At 56.7% G+C, this 26,366-nt stretch carries 19 protein-coding genes; 6 read left to right on the top strand and 13 right to left on the bottom strand.

The window, feature by feature from the left end:
• Positions 1-55 precede the first annotated feature (55 nt).
• The 4 genes from DT594_RS08535 (at position 56) to DT594_RS08550 (ending at position 4,036) form a co-directional block, all read left to right on the top strand.
• Entirely contained in the window at positions 56-817 is a 762-nt protein-coding gene (locus DT594_RS08535) for an EAL domain-containing protein (protein ID WP_149332293.1), read from the top strand.
• Entirely contained in the window at positions 810-2,267 is a 1,458-nt protein-coding gene (pap, locus tag DT594_RS08540) for a polyphosphate:AMP phosphotransferase (RefSeq protein ID WP_149332294.1), read from the top strand. The genes DT594_RS08535 and pap overlap by 8 nt, the downstream gene beginning before the upstream one ends.
• A gap of 94 nt (positions 2,268-2,361) precedes the next feature.
• On the top strand, positions 2,362-2,778 hold the full coding sequence (mscL, locus tag DT594_RS08545) for a large-conductance mechanosensitive channel protein MscL (RefSeq protein WP_096345118.1): 417 nt from the start codon (positions 2,362-2,364) through the stop codon (positions 2,776-2,778).
• 124 nt (positions 2,779-2,902) lie between these two features.
• Positions 2,903-4,036, top strand: coding sequence for a methyltransferase (locus DT594_RS08550; protein WP_149332295.1), 1,134 nt, complete (start codon positions 2,903-2,905; stop codon positions 4,034-4,036).
• Positions 4,037-4,082: 46 nt separating this feature from the next.
• Here the strand turns inward: DT594_RS08550 and DT594_RS08555 are convergent, their stop codons facing one another.
• The 4 genes from DT594_RS08555 to DT594_RS08570 all read right to left on the bottom strand — a co-directional run bounded on the left by DT594_RS08555 (position 4,083) and on the right by DT594_RS08570 (position 9,275).
• On the bottom strand, positions 4,083-4,211 hold the full coding sequence (locus tag DT594_RS08555; RefSeq protein ID WP_149332296.1) for a DUF2256 domain-containing protein: 129 nt from the start codon (positions 4,209-4,211) through the stop codon (positions 4,083-4,085).
• 13 nt (positions 4,212-4,224) lie between these two features.
• The gene (locus DT594_RS08560; RefSeq protein ID WP_149332297.1) at positions 4,225-5,769 is read right to left on the bottom strand and encodes a cryptochrome/photolyase family protein; all 1,545 of its coding nucleotides are present in this window, start codon (positions 5,767-5,769) and stop codon (positions 4,225-4,227) included.
• Positions 5,770-5,920: 151 nt separating this feature from the next.
• The gene (locus tag DT594_RS08565) at positions 5,921-6,436 is read right to left on the bottom strand and encodes a TIGR00645 family protein (protein ID WP_149332298.1); all 516 of its coding nucleotides are present in this window, start codon (positions 6,434-6,436) and stop codon (positions 5,921-5,923) included.
• A 400-nt stretch (positions 6,437-6,836) separates the two neighbouring features.
• Positions 6,837-9,275 carry a Lon protease family protein gene (locus tag DT594_RS08570; protein WP_425460527.1) on the bottom strand — a complete coding sequence of 813 codons (2,439 nt, stop codon included), beginning with the start codon at positions 9,273-9,275 and terminating at the stop codon, positions 6,837-6,839.
• Positions 9,276-9,439: 164 nt separating this feature from the next.
• Between DT594_RS08570 and DT594_RS08575 the strand changes: the two genes are divergently transcribed.
• Positions 9,440-10,948 carry an amidase gene (locus DT594_RS08575; RefSeq protein WP_218574494.1) on the top strand — a complete coding sequence of 503 codons (1,509 nt, stop codon included), beginning with the start codon at positions 9,440-9,442 and terminating at the stop codon, positions 10,946-10,948.
• A 54-nt stretch (positions 10,949-11,002) separates the two neighbouring features.
• Here DT594_RS08575 and DT594_RS08580 read toward each other — a convergent pair whose 3' ends face one another.
• The 4 genes from DT594_RS08580 to DT594_RS08595 form a co-directional block, all read right to left on the bottom strand.
• Complete coding sequence (locus tag DT594_RS08580; RefSeq protein ID WP_149332300.1) at positions 11,003-11,860, bottom strand: uroporphyrinogen-III synthase; 858 nt, start codon at positions 11,858-11,860, stop codon at positions 11,003-11,005.
• Between the two features lie 100 nt (positions 11,861-11,960).
• On the bottom strand, positions 11,961-13,415 hold the full coding sequence (locus DT594_RS08585; protein ID WP_096345125.1) for a DUF3336 domain-containing protein: 1,455 nt from the start codon (positions 13,413-13,415) through the stop codon (positions 11,961-11,963).
• A 31-nt stretch (positions 13,416-13,446) separates the two neighbouring features.
• The gene (locus DT594_RS08590) at positions 13,447-15,117 is read right to left on the bottom strand and encodes a wax ester/triacylglycerol synthase family O-acyltransferase (RefSeq protein ID WP_149332301.1); all 1,671 of its coding nucleotides are present in this window, start codon (positions 15,115-15,117) and stop codon (positions 13,447-13,449) included.
• A 420-nt stretch (positions 15,118-15,537) separates the two neighbouring features.
• Positions 15,538-16,608 carry a calcium/sodium antiporter gene (locus DT594_RS08595; RefSeq protein WP_149332302.1) on the bottom strand — a complete coding sequence of 357 codons (1,071 nt, stop codon included), beginning with the start codon at positions 16,606-16,608 and terminating at the stop codon, positions 15,538-15,540.
• Between the two features lie 234 nt (positions 16,609-16,842).
• Between DT594_RS08595 and DT594_RS08600 the strand changes: the two genes are divergently transcribed.
• Complete coding sequence (locus DT594_RS08600; protein WP_149332303.1) at positions 16,843-17,946, top strand: DUF2855 family protein; 1,104 nt, start codon at positions 16,843-16,845, stop codon at positions 17,944-17,946.
• A gap of 88 nt (positions 17,947-18,034) precedes the next feature.
• Here DT594_RS08600 and DT594_RS08605 read toward each other — a convergent pair whose 3' ends face one another.
• The 5 genes from DT594_RS08605 to DT594_RS19135 all read right to left on the bottom strand — a co-directional run bounded on the left by DT594_RS08605 (position 18,035) and on the right by DT594_RS19135 (position 26,360).
• Positions 18,035-18,847, bottom strand: a complete 813-nt coding sequence (locus DT594_RS08605) for a hypothetical protein (RefSeq protein WP_149332304.1) — start codon at positions 18,845-18,847, stop codon at positions 18,035-18,037.
• 83 nt (positions 18,848-18,930) lie between these two features.
• Positions 18,931-19,926 carry a DUF2515 family protein gene (locus DT594_RS08610; protein WP_149332305.1) on the bottom strand — a complete coding sequence of 332 codons (996 nt, stop codon included), beginning with the start codon at positions 19,924-19,926 and terminating at the stop codon, positions 18,931-18,933.
• Positions 19,923-22,169: a type VI secretion system Vgr family protein gene (locus DT594_RS08615; protein ID WP_149332306.1), complete on the bottom strand. Its 2,247-nt coding sequence runs from the start codon at positions 22,167-22,169 to the stop codon at positions 19,923-19,925. Before DT594_RS08615 ends, DT594_RS08610 begins: the two co-directional genes overlap by 4 nt.
• Before the next feature lie 604 nt (positions 22,170-22,773).
• Positions 22,774-25,749 carry a transglycosylase domain-containing protein gene (locus tag DT594_RS08620; RefSeq protein WP_149332307.1) on the bottom strand — a complete coding sequence of 992 codons (2,976 nt, stop codon included), beginning with the start codon at positions 25,747-25,749 and terminating at the stop codon, positions 22,774-22,776.
• A 245-nt stretch (positions 25,750-25,994) separates the two neighbouring features.
• Positions 25,995-26,360 carry a pilin gene (locus DT594_RS19135; RefSeq protein ID WP_149332308.1) on the bottom strand — a complete coding sequence of 122 codons (366 nt, stop codon included), beginning with the start codon at positions 26,358-26,360 and terminating at the stop codon, positions 25,995-25,997.
• Positions 26,361-26,366 lie beyond the last annotated feature (6 nt).

A 26,366-nucleotide genomic window follows, 5' to 3' on the forward strand; every position in this document is an offset into this window, starting at 1 on the left:
AGGTCAGCTTGATAACATGCACACTACTTCACGACTCTGGTGAACGGATACCTGTATGAGCATTAGCGTAGACATCCCCAAACCCTGCAAATCGTGCCAGGACAATACACCACTGTGTTTCGATTTCAGCATGGCTTTCCAGCCGATCGTGGATACCCGGGATAACAGCATTTTTGCCTATGAAGCCCTGATTCGCGGCCTGGCCGGCGAAGGCGCCATGCAGATGCTGTCCAAGGTGAACGAGGATAACCGTTATATCTTCGATCAGTCATGCCGGGTCAAAGCGGTGGAACTGGCATCACGGCTGCAAATCCCCTGTTTCGTCAGCATCAACTTCTTGCCCAACGCCGTTTATCAGGCCGCCACCTGCATACGCGCGACGCTGGAAGCGGCCCGGCGCTACAACTTCCCGACCTCACGGCTGATTTTCGAGATTACCGAAAATGAAGAACTGGTCGACAAGGCTCACTTGAAGAGCATTATTACAGAGTACAAGCGCCAGGGCTTTAAAACGGCCATCGATGATTTTGGTGCCGGCTATTCCGGCCTTAACCTGCTCGCCGAGTTTCAGCCGGACATCATCAAACTGGACATGGCCATGGTTCGCGACATTGATACCGACCCTGTCCGCCAGGCGATCGTCCAGGGAATACTGGGCGTATGCAAGGCACTGAATATCGAGGTCATCGCCGAAGGTATTGAAAGCCTCGCCGAGTTGCGCTTGCTCCAGAAGCTGGGCGTGCATCTGTTTCAGGGTTACCTGTTTGCCAAGCCGGCCTTTGAACAGTTGCCCGAAGTCAGTTGGCCCGATGCCTGATTACAGCCTCAGCAAGAAAGCCTACAAACAGCAGAGCGCCGAGTTGAATGAAGCGCTGCTGGAAGCGCAGTTTGAACTGCGCAAGGCTGGCAAAGGCCCGGTTCTGTTGTTGATCAGCGGCAATGACCTGGCTGGCAAAGCGGAGGTTATTCATACTTTCTACGCCTGGCTGGATAGCCGCTTTCTGAATACCCGCGCCTTTGTTCTACCCCAGGGAATTGAGAAGCGCATGCCGCGCATGTGGCGCTACTGGCGTTCCCTGCCGCCAGCCGGTGAGCTGGGCTTCTATCTCGGTTCCTGGTACCACCAGCCGCTGATGAGCTTTAGTCGGGGCAATCTCTCGGCCAATGCTTTCAAACAACAGATGGAAGATATCCTGCGCTTCGAACAATTACTCACTGACGAAGGCGTTGTGGTACTCAAGGTCTGGCTGCATATCAGCCCGAATGGCGAAGCCGTTGAAACGTCTGCGGGCCAGCAGCGCTATCAGGATACTGTGGCCATGCGTGAATGGGGCGACTTCAGCCGGGCTGATTACGAAAAGGTCCGCGCCGGGGCACAGAAGATGATCGAACTGACGTCGACCGAGCAAGCACCCTGGATCAGGATCCCCAGTCATGACCCGCGTTACCGCGATATCGAGATTGCCAAGCTGTTGCTCAAAGCAATGCGGCAGCATCTCGAGTCTGCCACTGAGTCTGCCGCTAGCCATCATAAGAGCTTTCTACCGGGCAGCGTGGATCGTCTGAATAGTGTCGATTACAGCGCACAACTGGAAAAGGACGATTACAAGGCGCAGCTTGAGGACTACCAGAACCAACTACGGGAACTGGTGCGCCATCCGCGCTTCGCGCGGCGCAGCCTGCTGCTGGTTTTCGAAGGCACAGATGCGGCGGGCAAAGGCGGCGCCATTCGGCGCATTACCCAATGCCTTGATCCTCGCTACCTGCGAGTGCACGGCACCCGCGCTCCAACCGAGGAGGAACGCACCCAACCCTACCTGACACGATTCTGGAAGCGCATTCCAGCCCCCGGCACAGTGGTGGTGTTTGATCGCAGTTACTATGGCCGCGTGTTGGTAGAGCGGGTTGAAGGTTTTTGTGGGGCTGCGGACTGGCAGCGCGCGTATGGCGAGATCAATGATTTCGAGCAGCAATTGCAGCAGGCCAATACGCTGGTGATCAAGTTCTGGCTGGCGATCACCGAAGAGGAACAGCTTGCGCGTTTCCAGGCGCGTGAAGCATCGCCGCTGAAACGGCACAAGCTGACTGAAGAGGACTGGCGTAACCGCCAACAATGGTCCACCTACCAGAAAGCCATCAACGACATGCTGGAATTCACCGATACCAAACAAGCACCCTGGCATGTCATTGCCGCGGAAGATAAACGCCATGCGCGCGTGCAGACCTTGAAAATTGTCTGCGACACTTTGCGCAAGGCGTTGAAATAAGCCTGAATAAAACCTGACAAATCTCGATTTCCGGATATTATTTTGATTAGTGATATTACGGCAGCGCCATGGTGGCGCCCGACAGGAGATGACGATGAGTATTGTTCAGGAATTCAAAGCGTTCGCCATGCGCGGCAATGTGATCGATATGGCCGTAGGTATCATTATTGGCGCGGCCTTTGGCAAGGTGGTGTCCTCCTTCGTGGCCAACGTGGTAATGCCGCCGCTGGGGTTGCTGATTGGCGGTGTAGATTTTGCCGATCTGGCCATTGTGCTGAAGGAAGCACAGGGTGAAATTCCTGCGGTGACCCTGGGCTACGGCCTGTTTATCCAGAGCATTGTCGACTTCCTGATTATTGCCACAGCGATTTTCGTCGCGATCAAAGTGATGAACAGCCTCAAACGTGAGGAAGAAGCCGCGCCTACGCCGCCCCCGCCGGAAACCATGAGCAAGCAGGAAATCCTGCTTACCGAAATTCGCGACCTGCTGCAGCAAAAGCCCAACCCCTGAATGCGCCGTGGCCAGGCAGCATAGCTGCCGGCCATTGCGTAAGCGGTGTTCCGGCAGCATTGCGCCAAGCCCTTGCGCCCAACTGCGCTATACTGCCGCCCCGCACTTCTAACCGGCAGCCATCATGCAATCATGTGACACCCCGTTCGGCACTCTGAATCTCGAGCGCCACCCGCCAACTCAGAACCCCACGCTGCAAGCCTTTGATACGGCCGATCTGTATCTGCTGCAAAGTGCCGCTGAGTTGCCCGTTTCAGACCTGCCGATTTTGGTCATCAATGATAATTTTGGCACCCTGGCCTGCGCGTTGGCGAAGGCAGAGCCGGCCCGCAAGGTACACACCTGGAGCGATTCGAAACTGGCTCAGCTGGGCTTGCAGACCAACCTGTTGGCCAATGACCTGCCAACCGACGCGGTGCAGTTTATCGACAGCCAGCAAACGCCGAGCGGCCCGTACCAGTGCGTGCTGATGCGCGTGCCCAAAAGCTTGACGCTGATGCAGGACCAGCTGTTCCGTCTGCGCACAGCCCTGGCGGAGCAGGCGCAGGTCATTGCCGGCGCCATGGTCAAGCATCTACCGCACGCTGCAGGCGATCTGTTGGCGCAATATATTGGCCCGTACCAGGCGTCACTGGCCTGGAAAAAATCGCGACTGCTGACCAGCACAATGGACCCCGCACTGAACCCTGACAAACCAGAGCTGGAAACGCGTTATGAGTTGCCCGCTTCCACATTTCAACTACTGAACAAGCCGGGTGTATTTTCCCGGGAGAAGCTGGATAACGGTACCCGCGCGCTACTTTCAAGCCTGCCCACCGGCCAGGAAGGTGGCTACATTGTTGATCTGGGTTGCGGCAATGGCGCATTGGGCATTATGGCGGCGCAGCTTAATCCTGACGCGCAGTTGGTATTTATCGATGAGTCCTACGCTGCTGTCGCCTCGGCCCAGCACAATTTCAGCCAAGCCTTTCCCGAGCGCGCTGCCGAGTTTGTCGTCAGCGACGGCTTGACCGAGATCGAAGATGGCAGCGCTGACCTGATTCTGTGTAACCCGCCCTTTCATCAGCAGCAAGCAGTCGGTGATGAAATGGCCAAGCGGCTGTTCGAGCAAAGCTACAGCGCTTTGAACACAACAGGTAGCCTGATGGTGGTGGGTAACAGGCACCTGGGTTACCACGTCAAATTGCGCGCCTGGTTCGAGAAGGTTGAGCAGTTGTCCGGCAATCCCAAATTCGTGGTACTTAAAGCCAGTAATTGAATCTGATTTAGCGATCTGCCGCGACAGTTAAGCGCTCTCAGCTAACTTACTGTCGCCGGCAACGCTCCGAGCAGTATTTTACCTCAGCCCAGCAGCGCGCCCATTTCTTGCGCCAGCGAAACGGCAATCCGCATGTAGCACAGGTCTTTACCGGTAGATCATATTTGCTCTTCATCGGGTTTGGCCGGTCATAGCGAATAACCAGCGTCGAGCCGCGCCAGCAGCTTTTCGCCCCAGGCCCACAACGCCTGCTGCTTGGCCTCCGGCATGCGATCCAGATTACGATAGACCATTGCCAGGCGGTGATTCGCACCCAGTTTGTCGCGGTGGCGCATGAGAAAATGCCAGTACAGCGAGTTGAACGGGCAGGCCTTCTCACCGGTTTGTTCGGTGACCTTGTAAGCGCAACCCTTGCAGTGATTGGACATGCGCTTGATGTACTGACCACTGGCGCAATAGGGTTTGGAACCGAGATAACCACCATCGGCGTGCATGACCATACCTAGCGTATTGGGTAGCTCAACCCAATCAAACGCATCCATGTAGACCGCCAGATACCAGTCACAGATCTGCTTGGGCTGAATACCCGTGAGCAGTGCAAAGTTACCGGTGACCATCAGCCGCTGAATATGATGTGCATAGGCATGTTCCAGAGTCTGGCCGATTGCCTGGCTCATGCAGTTCATCCGGGTCTCGCCGGTCCAGTAGAATTCGGGCAGATCACGCTGATTGCCGAGCGCGTTACGCTCGGCATAATCCGGCATCATCAACCAGTAGATCCCGCGGACATATTCGCGCCAGCCGAGTATCTGGCGAATAAAGCCTTCCGCCGCATTCAGCGGAATATCTCCCGCCTGCCAAGCGGCCTGCACGTCCAGGCACACACGTCGCGGGTCGAGTAAACCGATGTTCATCGCTGCAGCGATACGCGCGTGAAACAGGTAGGGCTGGTTATCCGCCATGGCATCCTGATAGTCGCCAAAAGACGGCATGCCCAGCGCCAGAAAATGCTGCCAAAGTGACTCTGCTGCAGCCCGAGTTACCGGGTAATCAAAGCCTTCCAGTACGCCATAGTGATCGGCGAAACGCTCGGCAACCAGCGCTTGCACCTCCAGAGTAATCGCGTCTTGGGGGAAATGTGGCTGAGGTGGAATCTCCACCGAGGCCGGCAGCGCCTTGCGGTTGTCCGCGTCGTAATTCCAGGCACCGCCGGCAGGCCCGCCATCAGGGTCCATCAACAGTTGGGTATGTTTGCGCATTTCCCGGTAGAACAGCTCCATGCGCAACTGTTTGCGGCCCTTCGCCCAAGCTTCAAAGCGCGATTGGGTACAAAAAAACCGCTCGTCATCGCGCAGCTCCAGCTCAGGCCATCGCTGCTGTGCTTGCTGGAAAATATCCAGTAGACGCCACTCGCTGGGCTTGCACAGCAGGATTCGCTCGGGTGCGAGTCGCGTGCGGGCACGCTCCAGCTCGCCAAGCAAGGATCCGCTATTGCCTGCGTCATCAAGCCTTACGTAATCAACCGTGAAACCATCCGCGCGCCACTGCTCGGCGAAATGGCGCATGGCGGAAAGAACGAAGAGGATTTTCTGCGGGTGATGAGGGACATAACGGCCCTCTTCCATCACCTCCGCCATCAGTATCCTGTCCCGCTGCGGATCGGCATCACGCAGCGAACTGATAGCCTCGTCGAGCTGGTCCCCGAGAATCAGAATGAGGTGGCGCACGCTCATCGCCGCGCCTCTAATTGTCGAATGTCCCACCTCATGATCAAGCCTTGCGTGGCAAACTGAAGCGATCACTCTAACTCAGCTCATGCCGCAGCCAGCCCGCGCTCTGTAACCAGACCTTTCAGAGTCCATCGGTTATCGATTAGACAGCCATTTAGAGCTTGTCGAGTTTGGAGTCGCCATTGACCTTGGCCAGCTTATCCAGAATCCCCATACCGAAGGCGGATACCACAAAGGTCATATGGATGATCACGTACCACATCATCTTGTCATTAGGGATGTTCTGCGCGTTCATAAAGACTTTCAGCAGGTGAATTGACGAAATCGCGACGATCGACGCAGCCACTTTCATCTTCAAAGAGCCGGAGTCCATCTTGCCCAGCCAACTGAGCTTTTCCTTGCCTTCATCGATGTTCAGCTGAGACACGAAATTCTCATAACCGGAGATCATCACCATCACCAGCAACCCACCCACCAGCGCCATATCTACCAGCGACAATACGACCAGAATCAGATCGGCCTCGGCAATCGCAAACAGATTGGGGATGAGATGGATCACTTCCTGGAAAAATTTCACCGCCAGCGCGAAGAGCGCGAGGGATAAACCCAGATAGATGGGCGCCAGAATCCAACGCGCCGAGTACAACAAATTTTCCAGTAACCTTTCCATACCACCTTGACCCTCTCAAATTGGACATTCTGAAACCGCCGCTACAGTTGTTCACAGTATCTGTGGATAACTCTGTGGGCAGTAGCTTGGCAAGCCACCCCAGCCCATGAAGAACAAGGCTTGGCAGGCAACGTGCAAAAAACAACCAGTGCGCCCGACTATATTGCACAGAACCTGTACAAGGCGACGGTATATGGCGCCTGTAGCGCCACCTTATAACAAAAAAAGGGCAAACCAGCCGCTGGTATTTTTTTCCCTGAATCGGTTATTGACAATGTCACAAAATTCACCAGCGGTGTGAACTACCCACAAAATCTGTGGATAACTCTGTAGATAGATTCGGGAGAGCCACGCCCAGGGCCTATAGCTCCGGGCTCAGCGCCAATTGGTTACGCGTTGATCAAAGTAGACTGTCCGGTTTCGCCTCGGACTTGGCGCTTTCCTCGCTCTCTTCTTCCTCATCATCACGCTCAGCAATCTCGCGAAGCCGATCAACCACTCGGGCATTGATAGTGCCCTCGGGGAAATGGCCCTGATCATCCGCTGTGCCCGGCTCGTCCCCCGCCAGCAGACCCAAGGCCTGATCGACGTGACTCACCGCATAGATGTTGAATTGGCCCGCGCGTACGGCCTCCAGCACGGTGTCGTCGAGCATCAGATTGGGTACGTTGGAGCGCGGAATAATTGCACCCTGCTCGCCAGTCAGGCCGCGCGCCTGGCACAGCCGGAAAAACCCCTCGATCTTCTCGTTAACACCACCGACCGCCTGCACTTCACCAAACTGGTTAATCGAGCCAGTAATGGCGAAGCCCTGCTTCAAAGGGATGCGCGACAACGCCGAGATCAGCGCGCAAACCTCACCCAGCGAGGCGCTGTCGCCATCCACATAACCATAGGATTGCTCAAGTGCAATGCTGGCGGAGATTTCCAGAGGGAAATGCTGAGCGTAACGGCTGCCCATATAACCGGTCAGAATCATCACTCCCTTGGAATGAATCGGCTGGCCCAGATTAACTTCCCGCTCGATGTCCACAATCCCGCTACCACCAGGGTAAACCGTGGCGCTGATCCGCGCCGGCACACCGAATACCGAGTCGCCGACCTCCAGCACTGTGAGGCCATTGCATTTCCCGACTTCCGCGCCCTGGGTATCAATCAGGATGACCCCTGACAGCATGTCCTCGCGTATGCGGGCACTGACGCGGCCGGTACGCATCTCCTTGGCCTGCAGCGCGCGATCGATGTGAGCGGTATCGATCAGCGGGTCATTCGCCAACTGCCGGGTAAAATCGGCTTCGGCGACCAACTGGAAAATATCACTGATGCGCGCCGACAAGCGCTGCTGGTGTTCGGCCAGGCGCGCGCTGTGAGTCAGCACCCGCGCGACCGCCGCTGCGGTGAGCGGCGCCAGCCCTTCCTCGAAGGTACGGGTTTTAAGCAACTGCGCCATGCTTTCGATGCTGTCCAGCGTACGCGGCAGGTCCTCATCAAAGTCGACGAGTACGCGAAACATCTCCTGAAAGTCAGGATCAAGATCCTGCAGGGTGTAATACAGGTGGCGCGATCCGATGATCACAATCTTGACTGCTAACGGAATCACTTCCGGCGTCAGGGTGACCGTGGTCAGCCGACCCATATCGGCCCAGGGCGATTCCATTTTCAGCTGGCGGGAATGCAGCGCGCGCTTGAGAGCGTCCCAGACAAAGGGTTCGCCCAGCAGTTTTTCTGCTTCCAGCACCAGGTAACCACCGTTAGCCCGGTGCAATGCGCCGGGACGAATATGCCGATAATTAGTGATCAGCGCACCCTGATCGGAGCTGTATTCAATACGGCCAAACAGATTGTCGTAGGAAGGGTGCGGCTCATGCACTACCGGCGCGCCGCCGCTGTCCGGATGGCCGACGACCAGGCTTGGGCAATACTGTTCAGTCAATATCTGCTTTTTGTACGCTTCCGGTCGGGCCTCGGGCGCGCGCTCCTCGACCAGTTGATCAATCACCGTCTTGAGCAAATTCTGCCGCATCGCGTGCAGGTAATCGCAGATGCCCTCATTACCGGCGTACTGTTCGATCAGCGGATCAAGCAGCGGTTGAATCGCCTCGGTAATCGTCAGCTCGTTCAGCTCACGAAGCTGGTTGCTGGTTTCCCGTTTCCATTGCGGTAGGCTGGACAGGGCCTCATTGAGTACTTCCTCCAGCGCCGAAATATCCACATGAAAGCGCTCGCGCTCTTCCTCCGGCAATTGGGCGAACTCGGCTTCGTCCAGCGCTTTGCCATCTTTCATGGGAGTAAAGGCAATGTTCTGCGCATCACGGTAAACCGCGATGTTCTTTTCCAGCGCCTTGCGCTCCACCGAATCGATGGCGCGGTCATATCGCTGGTTAAAGCCGCGGTCTATGGCGCTTTTTTTCTGCTGGAAAGCCGGATGCTCGAATACCGCAGGGAAGGTCGCCAGCAGGTTATCGATCAACTTGTCGATATCCGCCAGCAATGCCCCCGCGGTACCCGGTGACAGGCTGAGCACACGGGGTTCACGCGGCTCGTCAAAGTTGTTTACATAGACGCAATCCTGCGGCGTGATCTGGCGTTTGGCTTCGGCTTTCAGGTAACGCATCACGTAGGAGAAGCGCCCGGTGCCCGGCTCGCCCATCACAAACACATTATACCCAGGCCGATGCATGGCCACCCCGAACTGCATCGCCTCCACCGCTCGGTCCTGCCCAAGAATACCGCGAAACGGCTCAAGCTCATCGGTGGTGACAAACCCGAGACTATCCAGATCAATGGGCACAGTGAGTTGTTCAGGGGTCAGGCGCATGGCAGCGGCTTTATTGCTCATCAAACATCCTTGAAAACGGGGGCGGCTTCTAAAAGGTGACGCCCATTGTTGCCCCCGCCGCTGCGAGTGACAAGCCCAATCCTGCGTGAACAGCAATGGTGTCGCGTTTGCCAATGGTTTAGAGTATTTGCTCAACCACCAACAAGATCCATAAAGGTTATGTCATGTCTTTGAGCCCACAAGAGTATATGGGTAGCGACGCCACGGAGCTGGCCCGTCAAATAGCTGAAGGCCACACCACGCCAGCGGAATTATTGGACGTTGCCATCACCCAATACCACCGCCTCAACCCGCAATTGAATGCCGTTTGTCAGCCGATGTTCGAGATCGCCCGTCAGCGCGTCAAACAACCACTCGCCGGCCCGCTGGCAGGCGTGCCTATATTGATCAAGGATGCCATCCAGGATTACGCAGGTTTGCCTACCGGCAATGGCAGCAAGGTATTCAGCCGTATTCCTGCACGCCAGCATTCGCATATCGTCCAACGCCTGCTCAACGCTGGGGCGGTTATTATGGGCAAAAGCAATACACCCGAACTGGCGCTCAAGGGCGTCACCGATCCCGAAGCCTTCGGCCCAAGCCGCAACCCCTGGAACATGGCACATACCACCGGTGGATCCAGTGGCGGTTCGGCTGCTGCTGTGGCCTCTGGCATGGTACCAATGGCCGGGGCGAACGACGGTGGCGGCTCGATCCGCATCCCCGCGGCCTGTTGCGGCTTGTTCGGCCTGCGTCCATCGCGGGGGCGGGTATCGGTTGGGCCGGCACATGGCGAGATATGGGAGGGCGCTTCCAGTGACCTGGTGCTGTGCCGCAGCGTGCGCGACGCGGCTTTGGCCATGGACGTACTGGCCGGTCCCAATCGCGGCGATCCCTTTTTACTGGCGCCCGAAGCCCTGCCATTTCGTGATCTGGCCAAGCGTGAGCCTGGCGTGCTGCGCATCGGCTATAGCACCCGCTCACCGGTTGACACGCCGGTACACCCCGAGGCCATACGTGCGGTAGAGAATGCCGCCGAATTACTGCGCTCGCTGGGTCATGAAGTGGTAGAAGCCGAGCCTGATTACGACGGCATGGCATTGGCGCGCTGTTATCTGAACATGTACTTCGGGCAGGTGGCTGCAACGCTCGACCAGGCGCGGGAAATGGGTGCACGGGATGAAGAGTTCGAATTACTCACACGCACGTTGGCTGCGTTCGGGCGCAGTATGTCCAGCGCAACCTATATCAACAGTCACCGGCAGTGGAATCAGTTTAGCCAGGCGCTGGGCAGCTTCTATCAGCAACACGACCTGTTTATGACTCCAGCTCTGGCACATCCACCTATCCGCCACGAGAAAGCCAACTTGCCGCGCAAACAGACGCGAGTGATCGAGCTGCTGCTGAACACCGGCCTGCTACCGTTACTGGCGCGTTGGGGGGCGCTGGACAATATGGTCAGTGACATGGCGCGCAAGAATCTGACCTACGTGCCCTTTACCCAATTGGCCAACCTGACCGGCACGCCCGCAATGAGCGTGCCGCTGCACTGGACCGCCGATGGCCTGCCACTAGGCGTGCAATTCTGCGGCCCATCCGCCAGCGAGGCGCTGCTGTTGCAACTGGCCAGCCAACTGGAAGCGGCCCAACCCTGGGCCAATAAATGGCCGGCTATAAGTGATATGCCCGGCTGACAAGCTGCCGCAGCATCGGGGGCAATTCGCCCCCGTGGAAGCCCCAGGCTTGCCTCAATCTGAATCGTTGTCTTCCACCCCGGGCACACCCAGCGATTTGACCAGCTCACGCACCAGCGGCTTCATAAAGAAACTGCTCTCCGGCATCAGATCAACCTGAACGCCGCGTTCACGCAATTCATCAGCCACGATAGGCCCCACAGCCGCCACCTTAAGCTTGGCCAATGCCGCAATTAACGCAGGCTCACCGCATTGCCGGCGGCCAATCTGAAACAGGCGGCGTACCTGAGTGGCGCTGGTAAAGGCAATCGCATCAAGCTGCCCAGCCAGGATCGCCGTCACCAGCTCTTCTACTCTCGAATCTTCGACATCGTCGGCATACACGTAAGGCGCAACGGTACTGACGTGAGCTCCCGCGTGAGCTAAAAAATCTACCAATAACCGATTAGGCTCTGTGCCGTACAACTGCACGGCAATCCGCCGGCCGGACAGATCGCCAGCTTCCAGCGTCTTGATCACGCCTTCGGTAGTCGGCTCTACTGCGACCAGATCCGCCTTGAGGCCAATCTGCCGCAGTGCAGTGCCCGGCTTAGGGCCGCGAGTGAGCTTGCGTACCTTGCCCAACTGGGTAATGAAATCATCGCGCAGACTGCCGCCGGCACGCTCGGCTGCAGCCAGCAAACGGCGCAAACCCTCGCCGGTCAGCAGGATCAAGTCATCATAGGGCTGCGCAATAAAGTCGGCGATCCAGGCGAGTACGGGCTCTTGATCCGGAGCATCGTGAATGGACACCAGCGGACAGCGCAGTACTTCGGCACCGCGTTTGACCAGCATAGCCGCAAACAGATCCAGCTCACGGCTTTCGGGCAAGGCAATGTAACGGCCAGTCAGGGGCAAGGTCGCGTCGGTCATGGGATGGCTCACAGGCAAATGAAAGCCCATTGTGCTGCGCAGCGGGCGCATTGAAAAGCGCTGCTGCGCGCTACTTTTCCCTACGGCATTTTTGCACTGGCTATTTTTCCCAGCCCCGGCCGTGCACGATGGTATCCAGCTTGCGGCTGATAGCCGTGCAGTTACGGACCATCTCCACCTTCTCCCAGGTGGAACGTTCCCCCTCGTGCAGCAGCCGATGCATAGCCTCCCGCGAGGGCGCAGCGAGCAGGCGCAGCGGATGGTCCCAGCGGTTGCGCAGGAAGATGTTGATGTCCGCGGTGTATTCCTGGCGCAGCACGCCGTAGGTCAGATGCTGCATCAAGCTGATCACCGGCGATTTGATGCGGATGTTGTCGCGGCTGAAGCGCATCGCTTCGGCGGTGGTGATTTTCAGAAAACGCGCCTGATAGGTCAGCAGAGTGCGGAACGGATTACTGGGTGCATCCGGATCCGGGGTCATCGCCAGCACCGCAGGGTTGGTCATGCTGGAAATAAAATGGTTAACGCCGAACAACCGCGCCAGGCGCTTGGCCGGCAGGTCGTCGGCAAAGGAGCCATCAATCCATTTCAAGTCAGGTAGGTAAGGCACCGTCTCGTTAGCGGCATTGCGGCACATCAGCGTGACCGGCGGGTAAATGCCGTAGATCGCGCAGGAAGCGGTGACCGCAGAACGAATCAGCACATTGGGCGAGGTGATGGCGTTCAACAAGCGCGGCGCCTGACGTGGAGACAACCCAGTCACGGTGATATTCAGTTTGCGCCCGGTCAGCTCGAACGCTTCCTGAAAGGTCAGATCAGGAATAATCTTCGCCAGATAATCCTTGAGATTATCCGCATCCATTCTCGGCCTGGGATTGCCAAACAAGGACAGCGCCGGGCGTATCGCGGTGGTCTCATCCACCTCGTGGTGCAGGTTGTCCAGGCTCAGCCGGTGCTGGAGCTCATCATCCACATGCGTGCAAGCAGTTGCAGCGATGATCGACCCAGCGCTGGAGCCGGAAATGATCTCGGGCAACAAACCGTGATCAAACAGCGCCTTGACCACCCCCGCATGAAAAAAGCCCAGCACTGCCCCGCCGCTGAGCATCAACGCCGAACGCCCGTAACAATGGCTGGCACGTAAAAAGAAATCCTGCTTTTCTTCCAGCGCAATGATGCTGTCATCAACTTCATTCAGATCATCCAGCGCACCGCATATCTCTTCTACATACCGGGTGATCAGGTTCTTGGTGCCGAGCTTTGCCTTGTTATACAGCGCCGGTTTGCCCATGCCGCCCAGATTCCCGTGCAGGCCTTCGTTCAGGACAAACAGCAGGTCGTGATACTCGCGGCGAAAGCGCAGGTCCCGCACCTTGTCCAGACGCTGGCGAATGGAGCGGTAGTCGTAACTCTCGCAGGCATCGTTCTGCTTCCACTCGTCCAGCCCATGCTCTTCATCCCAGGCAGCCGCCATCTCGGCCCAATCCTGGTAATGCTCGGCCTGCTCCATGTCCTTTAACAATTGCTTGGTGCGCGGGCGTTCAAAGAGCTTCATTGGCTACCCCTCAAATGAGTATGATCGTGAATCAGTTTTGCTTACTTTCAGCCGGTAGCGGTTCTGCAACAGATGTGTTGGGCGAGCTATTGGCGGCGGCAAGCTTTACCCCCGCCGATTTGCTCGCGGCCGGTCTGGTTTTGACCCGCTTCTTGGGCTTACTGGTGGTTTTGGCGACAGTCGCGTTGCTCTGAGTCTTTGCGGCGGCTTTGCTTGGCTGCCTGGCGTTGGGCTTGCCAGAGTCGATCGTGCGCTCCTGCGCAGTACTGGTTTGGGCAGACTCCAGCGCTGCTACGCAGGCTAAATACTCCTTCGTCGACGCCTCCATGCAGGCGATGTAGAAATCCATATCCGGTACCACCTTGCGGTCAGCCACCACGCCCAGGTTCAGGCGATCATATATGCCGGTGATCCCGTGACTGATGGCCATGCCATCGCATACCGGAACCAGGGGGAAAACTTCGCGGATGGCCGCTCCGGCAAAATAGCGGGTATGCATGCCGGGGATACCGGGCACGTTGGTAATCACCGTATTGATCAGCGGCAAGGTGCCGGCCATATGCGTGCGGTTCTGGAACCAGGCACCCAGAGCGCGGATGGCGGGTGGCACCATGTCGCCCGCCGCGTTGGTCAGGTCACAGAGCACTTCGCGGGCCAAAGGGATGCCTCGATGGGTGCGTCCTTGGATCGCGGCCAGACGTTTGGTCGGATCCTCGATATTGGTACCGATGGCAATATACATCGCCGATATCAGGTTACCGGTTTCAGAGCGGGCGTACTCTGGACGTATGGAAACCGGGCACATGGAGATCAGGGACTGATCAACCGGCAGTTGTTTATGTTCGGCCAGATACCGCCGCATACCACCGGCGATGACCGCCAGAATCACATCATTAAGACTGGCACCGGGGTGCAGTTGACGCATCCGCTTGAGGTCAGGGATTTGCCACGAGTGCCCGCCATAGGAACGGTGCGGTGTAACCGTGACGTTGAAGATCGTCCGCGGTACCCGTCGCTGCTCCGGCAAACCGTCTTGCCGCAAACGACGCGCCAACTCCAGGCTCTTGCGACCGAACAGCAGGCCAGCTCGCATACTGCGCACAGACTGCCCCAACATTCGCGGCGCCGTGCGAGCCCACATTTCCAGACGCGTGGGCGCACGTTCGGCGACCTCGACTCTGTCACGCCGACCGTATTCGTGTTCCGCGGTTTCTTCCATCATCGCCGTGCTGAGTTCGAGGCTGGACTTGCCATCCACATAGGCGTGATGAAACCGAATCAGCACAGCAAAACTGTTGGGCGGCACGCCTTCCACATTGTTGACGCCCTCGATGATGTAGATCTCCCAGGGCGCCCGTTCCATATCGACGCTGCGCGACATCGTCCGCGCGGTAAAAATGCACAACTGACGCCAATCCCCAGGCTGGGGCAAGCCGACATGCCGAACGTGATATTCCAGATCAAAATTCTCGTCTTCCAGCCAGTAGGGATCGTCCAACTGAAAAGGTGCCTGCTCCAACCGCCTCCGGAAATACGAGGTCGTATTCAACCTGTCCGATACGTACTGCAGAATATCCTTGTGCCGCACAATGCCGTCTGGCGCGGTTGTCTGATCACATAACCACAGGCTACCGATCATCATCGGCTGATTGGGACCCTCAAAATAGAAGAAGTGCGAATCCATGGGTGTCAGTTGCTTCATTACAGTCTTCCTCGGTGCCAGAGCAATTCAGGTGGGTGTATTGAAATCATGAACACTTCGGATAATTGACTCTTCTGCGGAATGACGCATTGATCTCCATCAAGCACAGAGATCAATATTTTCGGTCATTTCCAGATTTTATCAGCCATAACGACAACCCGATCATGAGACATTAATTAATAATGCAATTATATGACCATACAGTCACGAGAAGGAAAAAAGAACCCTGCACTGTTAGCTCAAACGTCATCGACGATTGATGGGAAAGCTCTGGAATGAGGATCAGAAAGGGGGAAAATTAATTGCCAACAAGATATGGCGCACAGCGCAAGCGCTCAGGACATTAAGCGGGCGCACCCATTTAGGGCAAAAAAAAGAGCAGCCGGTCAAGCCGCTGCTCTTTTTTGACTTACAACTACCTTAGTGACGCGGCGCGCCCTTCCAAAGAATAACCAGCAAGGTAACCGCGGTGAGTGGCATTACATAGAACAGCATCGCGCTAGGTAGTCCCGGAATGCCGCTGGCGCCGCCATCCGTCGTCACAACATGAATGTTGTAGACGACGAAGTAGGCCATAAACAGCAACCCTTCCCAGCGGTTTATGCGCATGCCGCTGATGAAGATCGGCAAACACGCCAGGGCCACAGCAAACATCACCAGCATGTCAAAGCGCAGCACCGCTTCCGACACTGCGATACCGGCTGGAGCCAGGAAGGACGCGACACCCAGCACCGCCAACAGGTTAAATATATTGCTGCCCACGACGTTGCCCACAGCGATATCGCGTTGCCCGCGAATACTCGCGATCACAGAGGTCGCCACCTCAGGCAGGGAGGTACCCGCCGCGACGATAGTCAATGCCACTACTCGCTCGGATACACCCATACTGGTTGCCATCACTACCGCACCGTTGACCAACCAGCGGGCACCCAGTACCAGCATCACCAGGCCGCCAGCTACAAACAGCACGTTCATCATCACGGAACCGCTGTGTTCTGCATCCGGCACGCCCAGATCGGCAGCGTCGCTGGGCGTATTGGCCTTCCGGCTGCTAATGATCAAGAACAAGGTGTAGGCAACAATCAATACAAACAGCAAGATACCGTCAAAACGGCCGAGACTGCCGTCCAGCGACAGCAGAATAACCAGCATGCTCGCGCCGATCATCAAGGGCACATCCAGACGGATCAGCTGACGCGATACCACCAGCGGTGCGATCAACGCCGAAAGACCAAGAATAAACAGCACGTTGAATATATTACTGCCCAGCACGTTACCCAGCGCGATGTCGCCCTGGCCGCCCAAGGCTGCTCCGGTACTGACCGCCAACTCGGGCGCGCTGGTGCCAAAAGCAACTACGGTAAGACCAATAACCAAAGGGGAAATGCGAAAGCCGGCCGCCAAGCGCGAAGCCCCTTTGACCAACACCTCAGCACCTGCAACCAGCAGAACAAGCCCCACTACGAACAGGACAATAACAGTCAAACTCATGATTAAACCCCCTCCTTGCGGGGCGGCAGCGCCAGCAGATGCTGGCACGTCAATCTAGCATGGCTGGGCCGCTCTGGGCCCGGATACAACATATTACGCGACTCGGCATCTCAATCCGGCGGTTATCTCGCCTGGCATTATCAATCGGTATTTGGCAGATGGTTTAACGCAGACCCTCTCGTCCCGCTCAGGCAAGCTAGACTGAAAATCCAACCTCGCCGGAGCCTGCCAATCATGACTAACGCCAACCCCACTTTTGTGGTCGATCAGGACAACCTGGATCACTGCGCGACGCTCCCCCTGCCCGCAATCACCGCAGACGAGCTGAATGACGGCGAAGTGCTCCTGGCCGTCGACCACTTTGCTTTTACCGCCAACAACATTACGTACGCCGCGCTGGGCAAACGCTTCAAGTATTGGGCCTTTTTCCCCGCCGAAGCGCCGTGGGGCCAGATTCCCGTCTGGGGCTTTGCCGATGTAGCTGCGTCACGGCATCCCGAAGTGCCCGTAGGCAAACGCCTGTACGGCTACCTGCCGATGGCGCGCCAGCTGCGGGTCAAACCTGGCAAAGTCAGTAAAAGCAGTTTCATCGATACCGCCGAACATCGCCAGCACCTGGCATTAGCCTATAACCAGTACCAGTTCACTGACACCGACCCAGCCTACCAACCCGAGCATGAAGCATTGCAAATGCTGCTGCGGCCGCTGTTGATCACCTCTTTTCTGCTGGACGACTTCCTTGCGGTGAACAACTTCTTCGAGGCCGAGCAGATCATCCTCACCAGCGCCTCCAGCAAAACCGCGCTGGGTCTGGCCTTTATGCTCCAGCACCAACGTAGCCAGCGCGGTAAACCACTGACCATCACCGCTCTGACCTCTCCCGGTAACACCGATTTTGTCGAGAGTCTGGGTTACTACGACAAGGTGGTCAGCTATGCCGATATCGACAAGCTCGACGCTAGCCAAAGCACCGTATCGGTGGATTTCGCTGGCAATGGTGAAATCCTGGCAAGCCTGCACAAACACTTCGCCGACAACATGCTGTTCAGTTCCCTGGTCGGTGCCGCGCACTGGGACTCACGCGGCGGCGACAAGAACCTGCCGGGGGCCAAGCCGGAAGTCTTCTTTGCCCCCGGTTACTGGGAAAAACGCGGTAAGGAAATTGGCAACGCGCAGCTGATGCAGAACTTCGCCACGCTGTGGGCGCCGCTGGTTGCGTCAGTGCAGAAGTGGATGAAGGTGACGGAAGTAGAAGGCGGTGATGCCGTGGAAGAGGCCTACAAGCAGACGCTACAGGGCAAGGTGAACCCGGACCAGGGGTTGATTCTAAAAATGTAGAAGGCGCTCAATCTGGCGGGTAGATTCTCACAACAGGTGAGAATCTACCCTAGACCGCAGATGCAAATGTCCCCTTTACACAGCGAGTTTACTCGCCAAGCAGTTTGATCGCCGGATCTCGGTAACTGTCTTCGATCTTTATACCAGCAGCCTCAGCTTCCCTCTCAAGCTTCGCTCGCTGCTGAGCGTACTGCTCCAACAACGCAGGCATTAATTTGCGCCAATCGCTTTGATCTTCTTCGCTGAAATGTTGAGGCCAATAGGCGAGCTCAGTTTGCAGCTCCATCTTGATCAGGTAAGTCCCTCGCTCTGCCGGGGCATCCCGCGAGTTGCTCCGCTGCACCGATACATGCAGATAAATTCCGCTTTGATAAAAGAACCAATGGTATGTGCTGCCGGCGCTTAACCATTGCTCTAGAGATGCTTCATAGCGGGGGTCAAACCACGGGTGAGCGATGACGCGCATACCCATTACCTCATCCGGCACAACGATCTTGTGAGCATCAGCGCCAGAAATACGCGCGGCCGGGAATCGATAGAAATGCGTCCAACCACTCCCGAGCAAGGTGTTCAGCAACTGATAAACAAACCCCTTTTGCTCAGAATGCAGACTATTGTCAGGAAGACCGCGCACGCTCAGCGTTACCTGCTCAACAAGACGCCCTTGAGTCTCATCAACAACCGCGGAGACACGCCCAACGTCGTCCAACGCCAATAGTAAGGTGTCGTTCTGGAACACTGTCACCGAAGGCAGGTCCGCCTCAGCAAAGCGCTTCTTGATCTCATACCAGCACAACCCAACGTGTGCCAGACAGTCTTCCTCAAATGGATGAGGGCTATTATCAAGCAGGTCGTTTATGGGCTGGCCCAAATTTATCTTGACGTTGGTTTTAGCTGTCATCTCTGTTCCTTCAGCAGCCAGGCTTTGCCCCTCATTGCAGGCACTAAGAGTTAAGGTAAAGAGGAGAATCCAAATAAATCGTTTCACCGAACAGAACCCCATGCAGCTATTGAGGATATTACCTCCTCCATGTATCGCTTTTGCCTTTGCATCAGTAAATGATAGCGCTCGGCAATGGAAGCGATGAAATCCATCCGGTCAGCCTCTTCGTACAAATTGCCTTCACGCATTTGCACTCGTCGCTCGCCATTGTCGGTATCACATGTAGTCGTAAAGGAAGCGACTCGTTTGGGCACCAGAGGAACGCCTTCAATCAATGACTGCATATCCAGTGAACGCTTGAAAGCCCAGTTCTCATAAATCAACGGCTGCAGGATATTGAGCTGTTCATGATTGGCAATAACCATCAGCGAACTGAGCTGCAGGACTCGCTTAGATTCCATGTCCGTGGTTACTTCAAACGCTCGAATGTCATTGAATGCCTGAGTAATCTCATTAGTCAGCCGGAGATTGTTTAGCGTCGACAAAGACTCAGCTGCCCAAGGTAATGCTGTCATGTTGGTATTTACAGGGTCTACCGCATCAGACGCATCTCGCTTCGGCGAGCAGTAGGCAAACTGCTCTGGAAAGCGCGCATAAAACCAATGCCAAACAAAAATATCCTGGAACAGCCAAAAGTTTCCCTGGCCAAGAGCGTTCTTGCTGACACTCGCCCCCGGCACTACTGACAAGTGAAACAAAGGGTCTTCGGGAATAAAATCGAGAGCACACTTAACCTGTTTACTGGCAAACGCGGCTAAGCCCATCCAGTAAAAGCGACCCTTGTGCTCCGGCATTCCGCCTTCTTCAATTTCCAAATAAAATCGCGCATAGCTGGCAGCAATGCGTGCAGCTCTAGCGCTGAAATCCGGAATCAAGCGGCGCTTGGTTGACCGTGAGTACCAAGGCGAATGCTCTTCACTCAATCTGCGTATCGCCTCTTGCTGCCCCACAGACCATAACTCCCTGCACTCCAGCGTTACATCTTGTACAGAGTCGCGGACTCTATTGGTATTAAGTGTAGTGACGGCTTCAGTCATGAGTTTCTACCTGCCAGGTAATCGTCAGCGGAGTCAGATACTTCAAGCTCATCCCATCGCAGATAAACCTGCAAAATTTCAGCATGCTCAGTCTGAAAGCGTTCCGACCTCCCCTCTCTCCCCGTTTGGAACACTCTTGGCATAGACTCTCCAGGCAAGGAGATCGCCCCGTCGAGGCCCGCGATTGGGGCCCCATGACAAGTAATAAAACGGCATTGCTCGTCAAAATATTCATGACTGAATTTATGCAGAAGATCGCCTGCACGGCTTTGATCAACAACCAAAGGTAGCACCGCCGGCAATAATCGAATTCCGCCGCCCCTACCCGCCGCTCCTCCGGAGTTGATCTTGATCACCGGGCCACTGAGCGTAACACCACTGGGGTCGAGTTTTAGAAAGGAGCCTCCACCCTTGGCAGTCAGCTCCATGCCTGCATCGATAACCACTTTGCTACCGGCGTAGTAATGGATCTCGTTACCCGCTTCAAGGAACTGGCCCGTACCCAGCTTGATGTGTTGATTATTGCCGACGGTCAGATGGTCGTCGGCTTTGATCTCGGTCTTTCTGTCTGCGTGAGTAGTGTGATGCTCTTCAGCCAGAAATTCCGTGTAGCTGTTGGCTTCGACGCGATCATGACGTTCGTTGCCGACGCGGATCTTCTGGTCGTTCTCAATGTTCTCGTCCCAGTCGCGCTGGGCGTGCAGGTAGATCTGTTCTTCGCCTTTCTTGTCTTCGATGCGCAGTTCGTTATACCCGTCGCCACCGCCGCCCGGAGCAGTGCTCAGGGTTTTGAATACGCTGCGGGTTTTGTGTGCCGGTAGCTCGTAGGGAACCGGGTGGGTCTTGTGGTATAGGCAGCCGGTAACCAGGGGTTGGTCGGGGTCGCCTTCGAGGAAGGTGACCAGGACTTCCATACCGATTCTGGGGATGGCGATGCCGCCGTATTGGTTGCCGGCCCAGCTGGAGGAGACTCTGAGCCAGCAACTGGTCTGGTCGTTGCCCTGGCCTTCGCGATCCCAGTGAAACTGGACCTTTATGCGACCGTATTGATCGCAGTGGATTTCTTCGCCTTCAGGGCCGGTGACGACGGCGGTCTGGCTGCCCAGCATTTTTGGCTTTGGGTGGTTCAGTTGCGGGCGGAAAGGGACGTCCCACGGGGTGGCAGTGAATTGATTGCGGTAGCCCTGAGTGAATCCGTCTGATGCTTTGACGTCGCTGGTGACCGACTCTTCCAGCACTTGGGGCTGTTTGCCTTCATGTTGAATCCCAGTGATCAGCCACAGGTCGTTCCAGTCGGTTCTGGGGTGGTTGGACAGCGTGAGGAAGTGCCCGCTGATTAGCGTAGGTACATCACTCTTGCCTTCGGCCAGGCGGTAATCGCTGCGGTGGCGTTCCAGGCTGCGTTTGGCCAGGTGCTTGCCGCGGGCGCGTTCGCTGAACAGGCCGGGGTAGTCGTAGTCTTCCAGGTCGGGTAGCGGGACGGGCGGTTGTTCCCCTTCGACCGGCTGCTCGGTCTTGTGCGCCGCTTCCATCAGCAGATGGGGCTTTTCGAAGTCGTAATCCCGGCGGGTGACGCGGCTGGGGCGGGTTTCGACGCGCATGGCGAAGCGCTTTATGACTGGCTCATCGGCGACCAGGCCGCTGTCCTGAGTATACGCGGTGGGGCGATCCAGTTTCGGGAAGCCGGTCTGGTCGTCGCCGAAGACCAAAAGATGGTTATCGGTGCTGTGTTCGAAGTGGTAATGGATGCCTTCTTCTTCGCACAGGCGCTGAACAAAGTGCAGGTCGGTTTCGTCGTACTGGGTGCAGTAGTCGCGCTGGGGATATTCGCTGTTGAGCTGAAAGCGGTAGGTGTCGGCCTGGATGCCGTGGTCGCTTAATACTCGGGCGATGATCTGCGGTACGGTGAGGTGCTGGAAGATGCGCTGGTTGGTGCGGTGGCCCAGGTAAAGCAGATGCGGGACCAGATCTATGTGGTAGCGCGTCAGGCGTTTGCCGGCATCGCCTTGGGCGACGCGGTGGATCAGACCGTGGATGCCTTTGCCATTCCCTGCAAAGTTGAAGAAGGCCGGTTGCTGCAGAAGGCGGTCGATATCCAGGTCCGGGCGTTCGCTGACCAGCTCCAGCTGAAAATGGTAGGGCTGGCTGATGTGCTCGACGCCTTCGAAGGACAGGACTTTGAAGTCGTGGCTGAGGCCGGGAATATCGAGGGTGAAGTGGGCCTGGTTGGCGGCGGCGAACATCCGATGTTCCTTGTGCTGGTAGGGCTGAGAGCGAAAGCGGCCGTGCTGGGCGCGCGCAGATTATCGCAGATAGAGGTGTGGAGTTATGTGAGCCAGTCGGCAAAATGGGTGGTCTAGGCTGGTAGAAAGATCAATCAGATCAAGGGGATATGTGCGCAAGAAGTTGCGCAGGTAGTGATCCGTTGGGGCCGAAAGACAATAAAAACCAAGGTCAAAATGGATTCCCGCTTTTGCGGGAATGACGAGATGACGGGGAGGGTGTGTGACTGGTCCAGACCGCTTGGATTCCCGCCTGCGCGGGAATGACGGGAGTATTAGGTTGGCTCTACGGTTTGGCCGACAAACAGTACTCGCATCCCCCAGAATCGTCATCCTCGCGAAGGCGGGGATCCATTCGGCTTTTCGGCTGGGTAAGGGGGCGGGAGTGAACCGCGAAACCGCTTGGATTCCCGCCTTTCGCGAGAATGGCGGGGTGGGGCCGGAATGACGGGGTAGCGGGAGGGAATGACGAAGTGTGGCGGGCATGCCGAGAAGGAGCGTGGGAATGACGACGCGGAGCGGGCTCGACGAGGTGAAGCGGCTTGACGGCGTCAAGGCCGAATTGTCAGTCCCGCGCCACCTCACAAACCGCCCTTCCCTCCTGCAAATAAGACTGCAGTATCGGTGCCATCCCCTTGAGCACCTGCACAGGTAATGCAGAGGTAAAGCGGAAGCCGTCTGCTGCTTTGCCTGGCACAAAAGCCGTCAGAGTGCCGAAGTGGTCATCCCCGAGAAAAAACACAAAAGTCGCGGTACGGTTCATCACCTGGCTGCTGGTCGACCGGCCGCTAGCGGACATGCTATGAATGCGATTGTCGCCCGTGCCTGTCTTGCCACCTAATGCCAAGGCCTGCCCATCCACGCCGACAAAAGTACCCTGCAGACGCCGCGCAGTACCGCCATCAACCACCTCGGACAGCACGCCCTTCAACGCCGCTGCCACATCAGCATGCATCACCTGTATGCCGACCTCCTCAGGTCGCTGCAATCGGGCTTCATAGGGCGTGCCTGCAGCAAAATGCAGATCATTGATGCGCCGACTGGGGAAACGCATGCCGTTGTTCTGGATAATCCCCATCAACTCAGCCAGCGCAGCAGGACGATCACCGGAGCTTCCCAAGGCTGTGCCCAACGAGGGGACCAGATGCTCGAATGGATAACCCATCTGCTTCCACCGCCGATGCACTTCCAGAAAGGCTTCTACTTCCAACATGGTACGGATGCGCGAATCCCGCGCACTGCGATGGCGGGTGCGAAATAGCCACCCATAAACCTCTTGCCGCTCAGCCTCACTGGCTTGGACTGCGTCACTGAAACTGCTCTCAGGCTGGCGGCGCAAATACCCCACCAACCACAGTTCTAGCGGATGCACCCGGGCGATATAGCCTTGGTCCGGCAGATCGTAACGCCCCGGACCGTAATCACGGTACAGACTGCCAAGCCGAGCGCTACCCAGTTCGCTCATCCCAGGCTGGGTCTGCATAAAAGCCTGGAACGCTGTCTCATCTGCATCCGGGTACAAATACCGATGCACCGCCGCCAGGCGCGTAGCCGTGGGCCGCAAGCCGTCAAGGAAGACATCAAGCCGCTCCTGCTCCGTCAAGCCTGAGTATTTGCGCCAGAAGCGCAGCAGGAAAGTCTGACCTTCCTTGTCAGCAAACCGCTGCAGGTACACCTTGCGCGCAGGGTCACCGTCGTCGCGCATGACGTTCATGCTGCTGTCCGGTGACTGGTAAATGGCATAGCGCAGAATGTCGCGCATCAAACGCACAAAGGGCAGGTTGATCGATTCGCGCAGGGATTCACGTAGCGTCGGGTTACGGTAGTTGTCCGAGCGCAGGAAGTTGCCAAAGCGCTGTACGCCACCGCCGGTAAAGAACCGTTCGTCCGGGCTGGCCGAATAACGTCGCTCCAGCGCGGCCTCCAGCGTTTGCGCCAAGGTGGCTTCAGGATTGGCACTCAAGTAACCTGCAGCCCACACCGCCAAAACGTTCTCGTTGTCAGCGCGCAGCTTTGTCAGCGCCTGTTGGTCTGACTCGCTCAACTGCTCATATAGCTCAGCGATAATTCCCAGATAAGTCGCCAGCACCCGCAGTTTGGCAGTAGAGCCCAACTCCAGCTTGCTACCCTCGTTCAAATCAAATGGCAGCCCAGTGTTATCTGTCTGCACGCGCACTTGATTGCCGTCTGCGCCGTGCTGCATCAGCGTGAAACTGTAGCGCACATCCCCGACCTTTTCCGGCGACAGAAGTCGCTCACCCAAAAGACCGATTTGCCCGGCCATCTCCGGGGTCGACAAGCTTTCCAGATAAGTACTGATTTGCTGCTGCAGTTCACCATGCAGACTGGTTTCGGCCTGCAGGTCATAGCGGTCCACTGCGTACTGCGATTGTCCCAGCAAACCAGACAACCGCGCGCGGGCTACAGTAATAGCCTTGTCCAACGCAAAGCGCTGTCGCAGCGGCTCTTCCGACCAGTTACGAAACACCAGGGGCTGGGCCAAAGCCTCGTCACGCAGCGCCGCCTCAATCAGCCCCTCACGGGTCAGAAGCCGCAAGTGACTGTCAATCAAACTGTTGAGGTCACCCCGCCCCTGCAGTAGATAGTAGGATGGCCGACGCTGGGCAATCATCAGCGCCAGGGCCTGACGCAGCGCGACCGCCTGGCCAGTCAGGTCTTCAGCACCAGATAAACGACGGCTAAAGCGCTCGATATCTTCCGAAAACCATACCCACAACCCATCACCGACGCCGTTGACCTCCCCATGCCCAGGGGCGGCCGCCAGTGGCACGGTATTGATATAGTCCAGTACCAACTGACGACGCGCTTCCATGGTATTGGGGCCATTCCTATAGGCTCGCACGCTGGCAGAGCCCATCTGCATCAGCTTATCTTCCAGGCCTTGGGTTCGACCTTCACGTGAATGGCGAAACTTTTCGATCTGCGTCGCGATGGTGCTCGCGCCCGGTGTCGAACGGTCCGCGTTAAACCGGCTTCCCGCCAACGACACGGACGCGCCAGCCAAACGCAACCAGTTCACTGCTGGGTTGGCGTTAGGGTGTTCATCACTCAATAGCTCACGATCTTCAATAAACAGCAACGCCTCGGCCAGTAAGGGCGGGACTTGCTGATAGCTCTCGTAATAACGCTCGGGGTAATGAAACGAAAACACCGGCTCGCCCCGGCAGTCGTTTATTGTCAGACCGGATTGAGTCTTTTCATCAAAAGGGGGGTAGAAGCCTTGTTCGACATACCGCAGCAACGGATCGGAAAACTGCGCCTGGGACACGACAGAGTAACCTAGCGACTGCAGACGCGGCAGCAAAGCGGGCAGCGCTGTATAACCGTAGCGGTGATCGAAAGGGCCGTACTCGGGGTAGATGACCCGCTCACTCGGGCCATCCATCAGCTCATAGGTAAGGTGCGACGCGTACTCACTGACGAACCGGGATTGATAGTAGGAGTGCTGAATCTCCTCGCTGGCCAACCAGGCCAGCGCCACCAGCGCAATACCCAGGAGAACCCATGGACGGTGCCGCATATTTTCTCCCCGGATTATTTGGGGTCAGTCTACTGGAGAGGTGTGGGGGTGGACTAGCGGTGGTTTCACTCAGCCGTGTGAAAATGCCAATCGTGAAGCGGTGATAACTGACTGTAGAATTAGGGTGGAGCGCACCGCACGAGAATGAATCTTACTTAAGGTAGAATCAGCTTTGGTAGACCATCAAAAATTTAGGATGGACATCAACAGTTGGTTGGTCCAAGTCACCCTGAGCGAAACACCGCTTACGGGGAGGTAAGGTTTACAAATTCGCATGAACCCGTGCCTGCCTGGCACAAAGTATCTTCTACAATATCTGGATTGGTTCTCACTTTAGTAGAGAATGTCAACGCGCTGTCTGCATTGAAAGCAGCAATGGACATATCAGCGCCGGACTCACAGGCAGAAGCTATAAAACCAGCAGGCTCACGACCGTCAGCGGCATCGGCAATCGCACCACCCATATACGCCTTAGCTTCGGCCAAACAAGCATCGTTAGCCGCGCGCTGGGGGTAGTCACGGTAAACGGGCAACGCGATGGCACTCAAAATACCTATGATCGCGATGACGATCATTAGCTCGATCAATGTGAAACCTTTTAGAGACTTCATAGCTAC

Source organism: Halopseudomonas laoshanensis, assembly GCF_008365385.1.
Lineage (GTDB): Bacteria > Pseudomonadota > Gammaproteobacteria > Pseudomonadales > Pseudomonadaceae > Halopseudomonas > Halopseudomonas laoshanensis.

Coding starts and splice junctions, on each gene's coding strand:
- DT594_RS08535 (WP_149332293.1), top strand. CDS start 56: ATGAGCATTAGCGTAGACATCCCCAAACCCTGCAAATCGTGCCAGGAC.
- pap (WP_149332294.1), top strand. CDS start 810: ATGCCTGATTACAGCCTCAGCAAGAAAGCCTACAAACAGCAGAGCGCC.
- mscL (WP_096345118.1), top strand. CDS start 2,362: ATGAGTATTGTTCAGGAATTCAAAGCGTTCGCCATGCGCGGCAATGTG.
- DT594_RS08550 (WP_149332295.1), top strand. CDS start 2,903: ATGCAATCATGTGACACCCCGTTCGGCACTCTGAATCTCGAGCGCCAC.
- DT594_RS08555 (WP_149332296.1), bottom strand. CDS start 4,211: ATGAAGAGCAAATATGATCTACCGGTAAAGACCTGTGCTACATGCGGA.
- DT594_RS08560 (WP_149332297.1), bottom strand. CDS start 5,769: ATGAGCGTGCGCCACCTCATTCTGATTCTCGGGGACCAGCTCGACGAG.
- DT594_RS08565 (WP_149332298.1), bottom strand. CDS start 6,436: ATGGAAAGGTTACTGGAAAATTTGTTGTACTCGGCGCGTTGGATTCTG.
- DT594_RS08570 (WP_425460527.1), bottom strand. CDS start 9,275: ATGAGCAATAAAGCCGCTGCCATGCGCCTGACCCCTGAACAACTCACT.
- DT594_RS08575 (WP_218574494.1), top strand. CDS start 9,440: ATGTCTTTGAGCCCACAAGAGTATATGGGTAGCGACGCCACGGAGCTG.
- DT594_RS08580 (WP_149332300.1), bottom strand. CDS start 11,860: ATGACCGACGCGACCTTGCCCCTGACTGGCCGTTACATTGCCTTGCCC.
- DT594_RS08585 (WP_096345125.1), bottom strand. CDS start 13,415: ATGAAGCTCTTTGAACGCCCGCGCACCAAGCAATTGTTAAAGGACATG.
- DT594_RS08590 (WP_149332301.1), bottom strand. CDS start 15,117: ATGAAGCAACTGACACCCATGGATTCGCACTTCTTCTATTTTGAGGGT.
- DT594_RS08595 (WP_149332302.1), bottom strand. CDS start 16,608: ATGAGTTTGACTGTTATTGTCCTGTTCGTAGTGGGGCTTGTTCTGCTG.
- DT594_RS08600 (WP_149332303.1), top strand. CDS start 16,843: ATGACTAACGCCAACCCCACTTTTGTGGTCGATCAGGACAACCTGGAT.
- DT594_RS08605 (WP_149332304.1), bottom strand. CDS start 18,847: ATGACAGCTAAAACCAACGTCAAGATAAATTTGGGCCAGCCCATAAAC.
- DT594_RS08610 (WP_149332305.1), bottom strand. CDS start 19,926: ATGACTGAAGCCGTCACTACACTTAATACCAATAGAGTCCGCGACTCT.
- DT594_RS08615 (WP_149332306.1), bottom strand. CDS start 22,169: ATGTTCGCCGCCGCCAACCAGGCCCACTTCACCCTCGATATTCCCGGC.
- DT594_RS08620 (WP_149332307.1), bottom strand. CDS start 25,749: ATGCGGCACCGTCCATGGGTTCTCCTGGGTATTGCGCTGGTGGCGCTG.
- DT594_RS19135 (WP_149332308.1), bottom strand. CDS start 26,360: ATGAAGTCTCTAAAAGGTTTCACATTGATCGAGCTAATGATCGTCATC.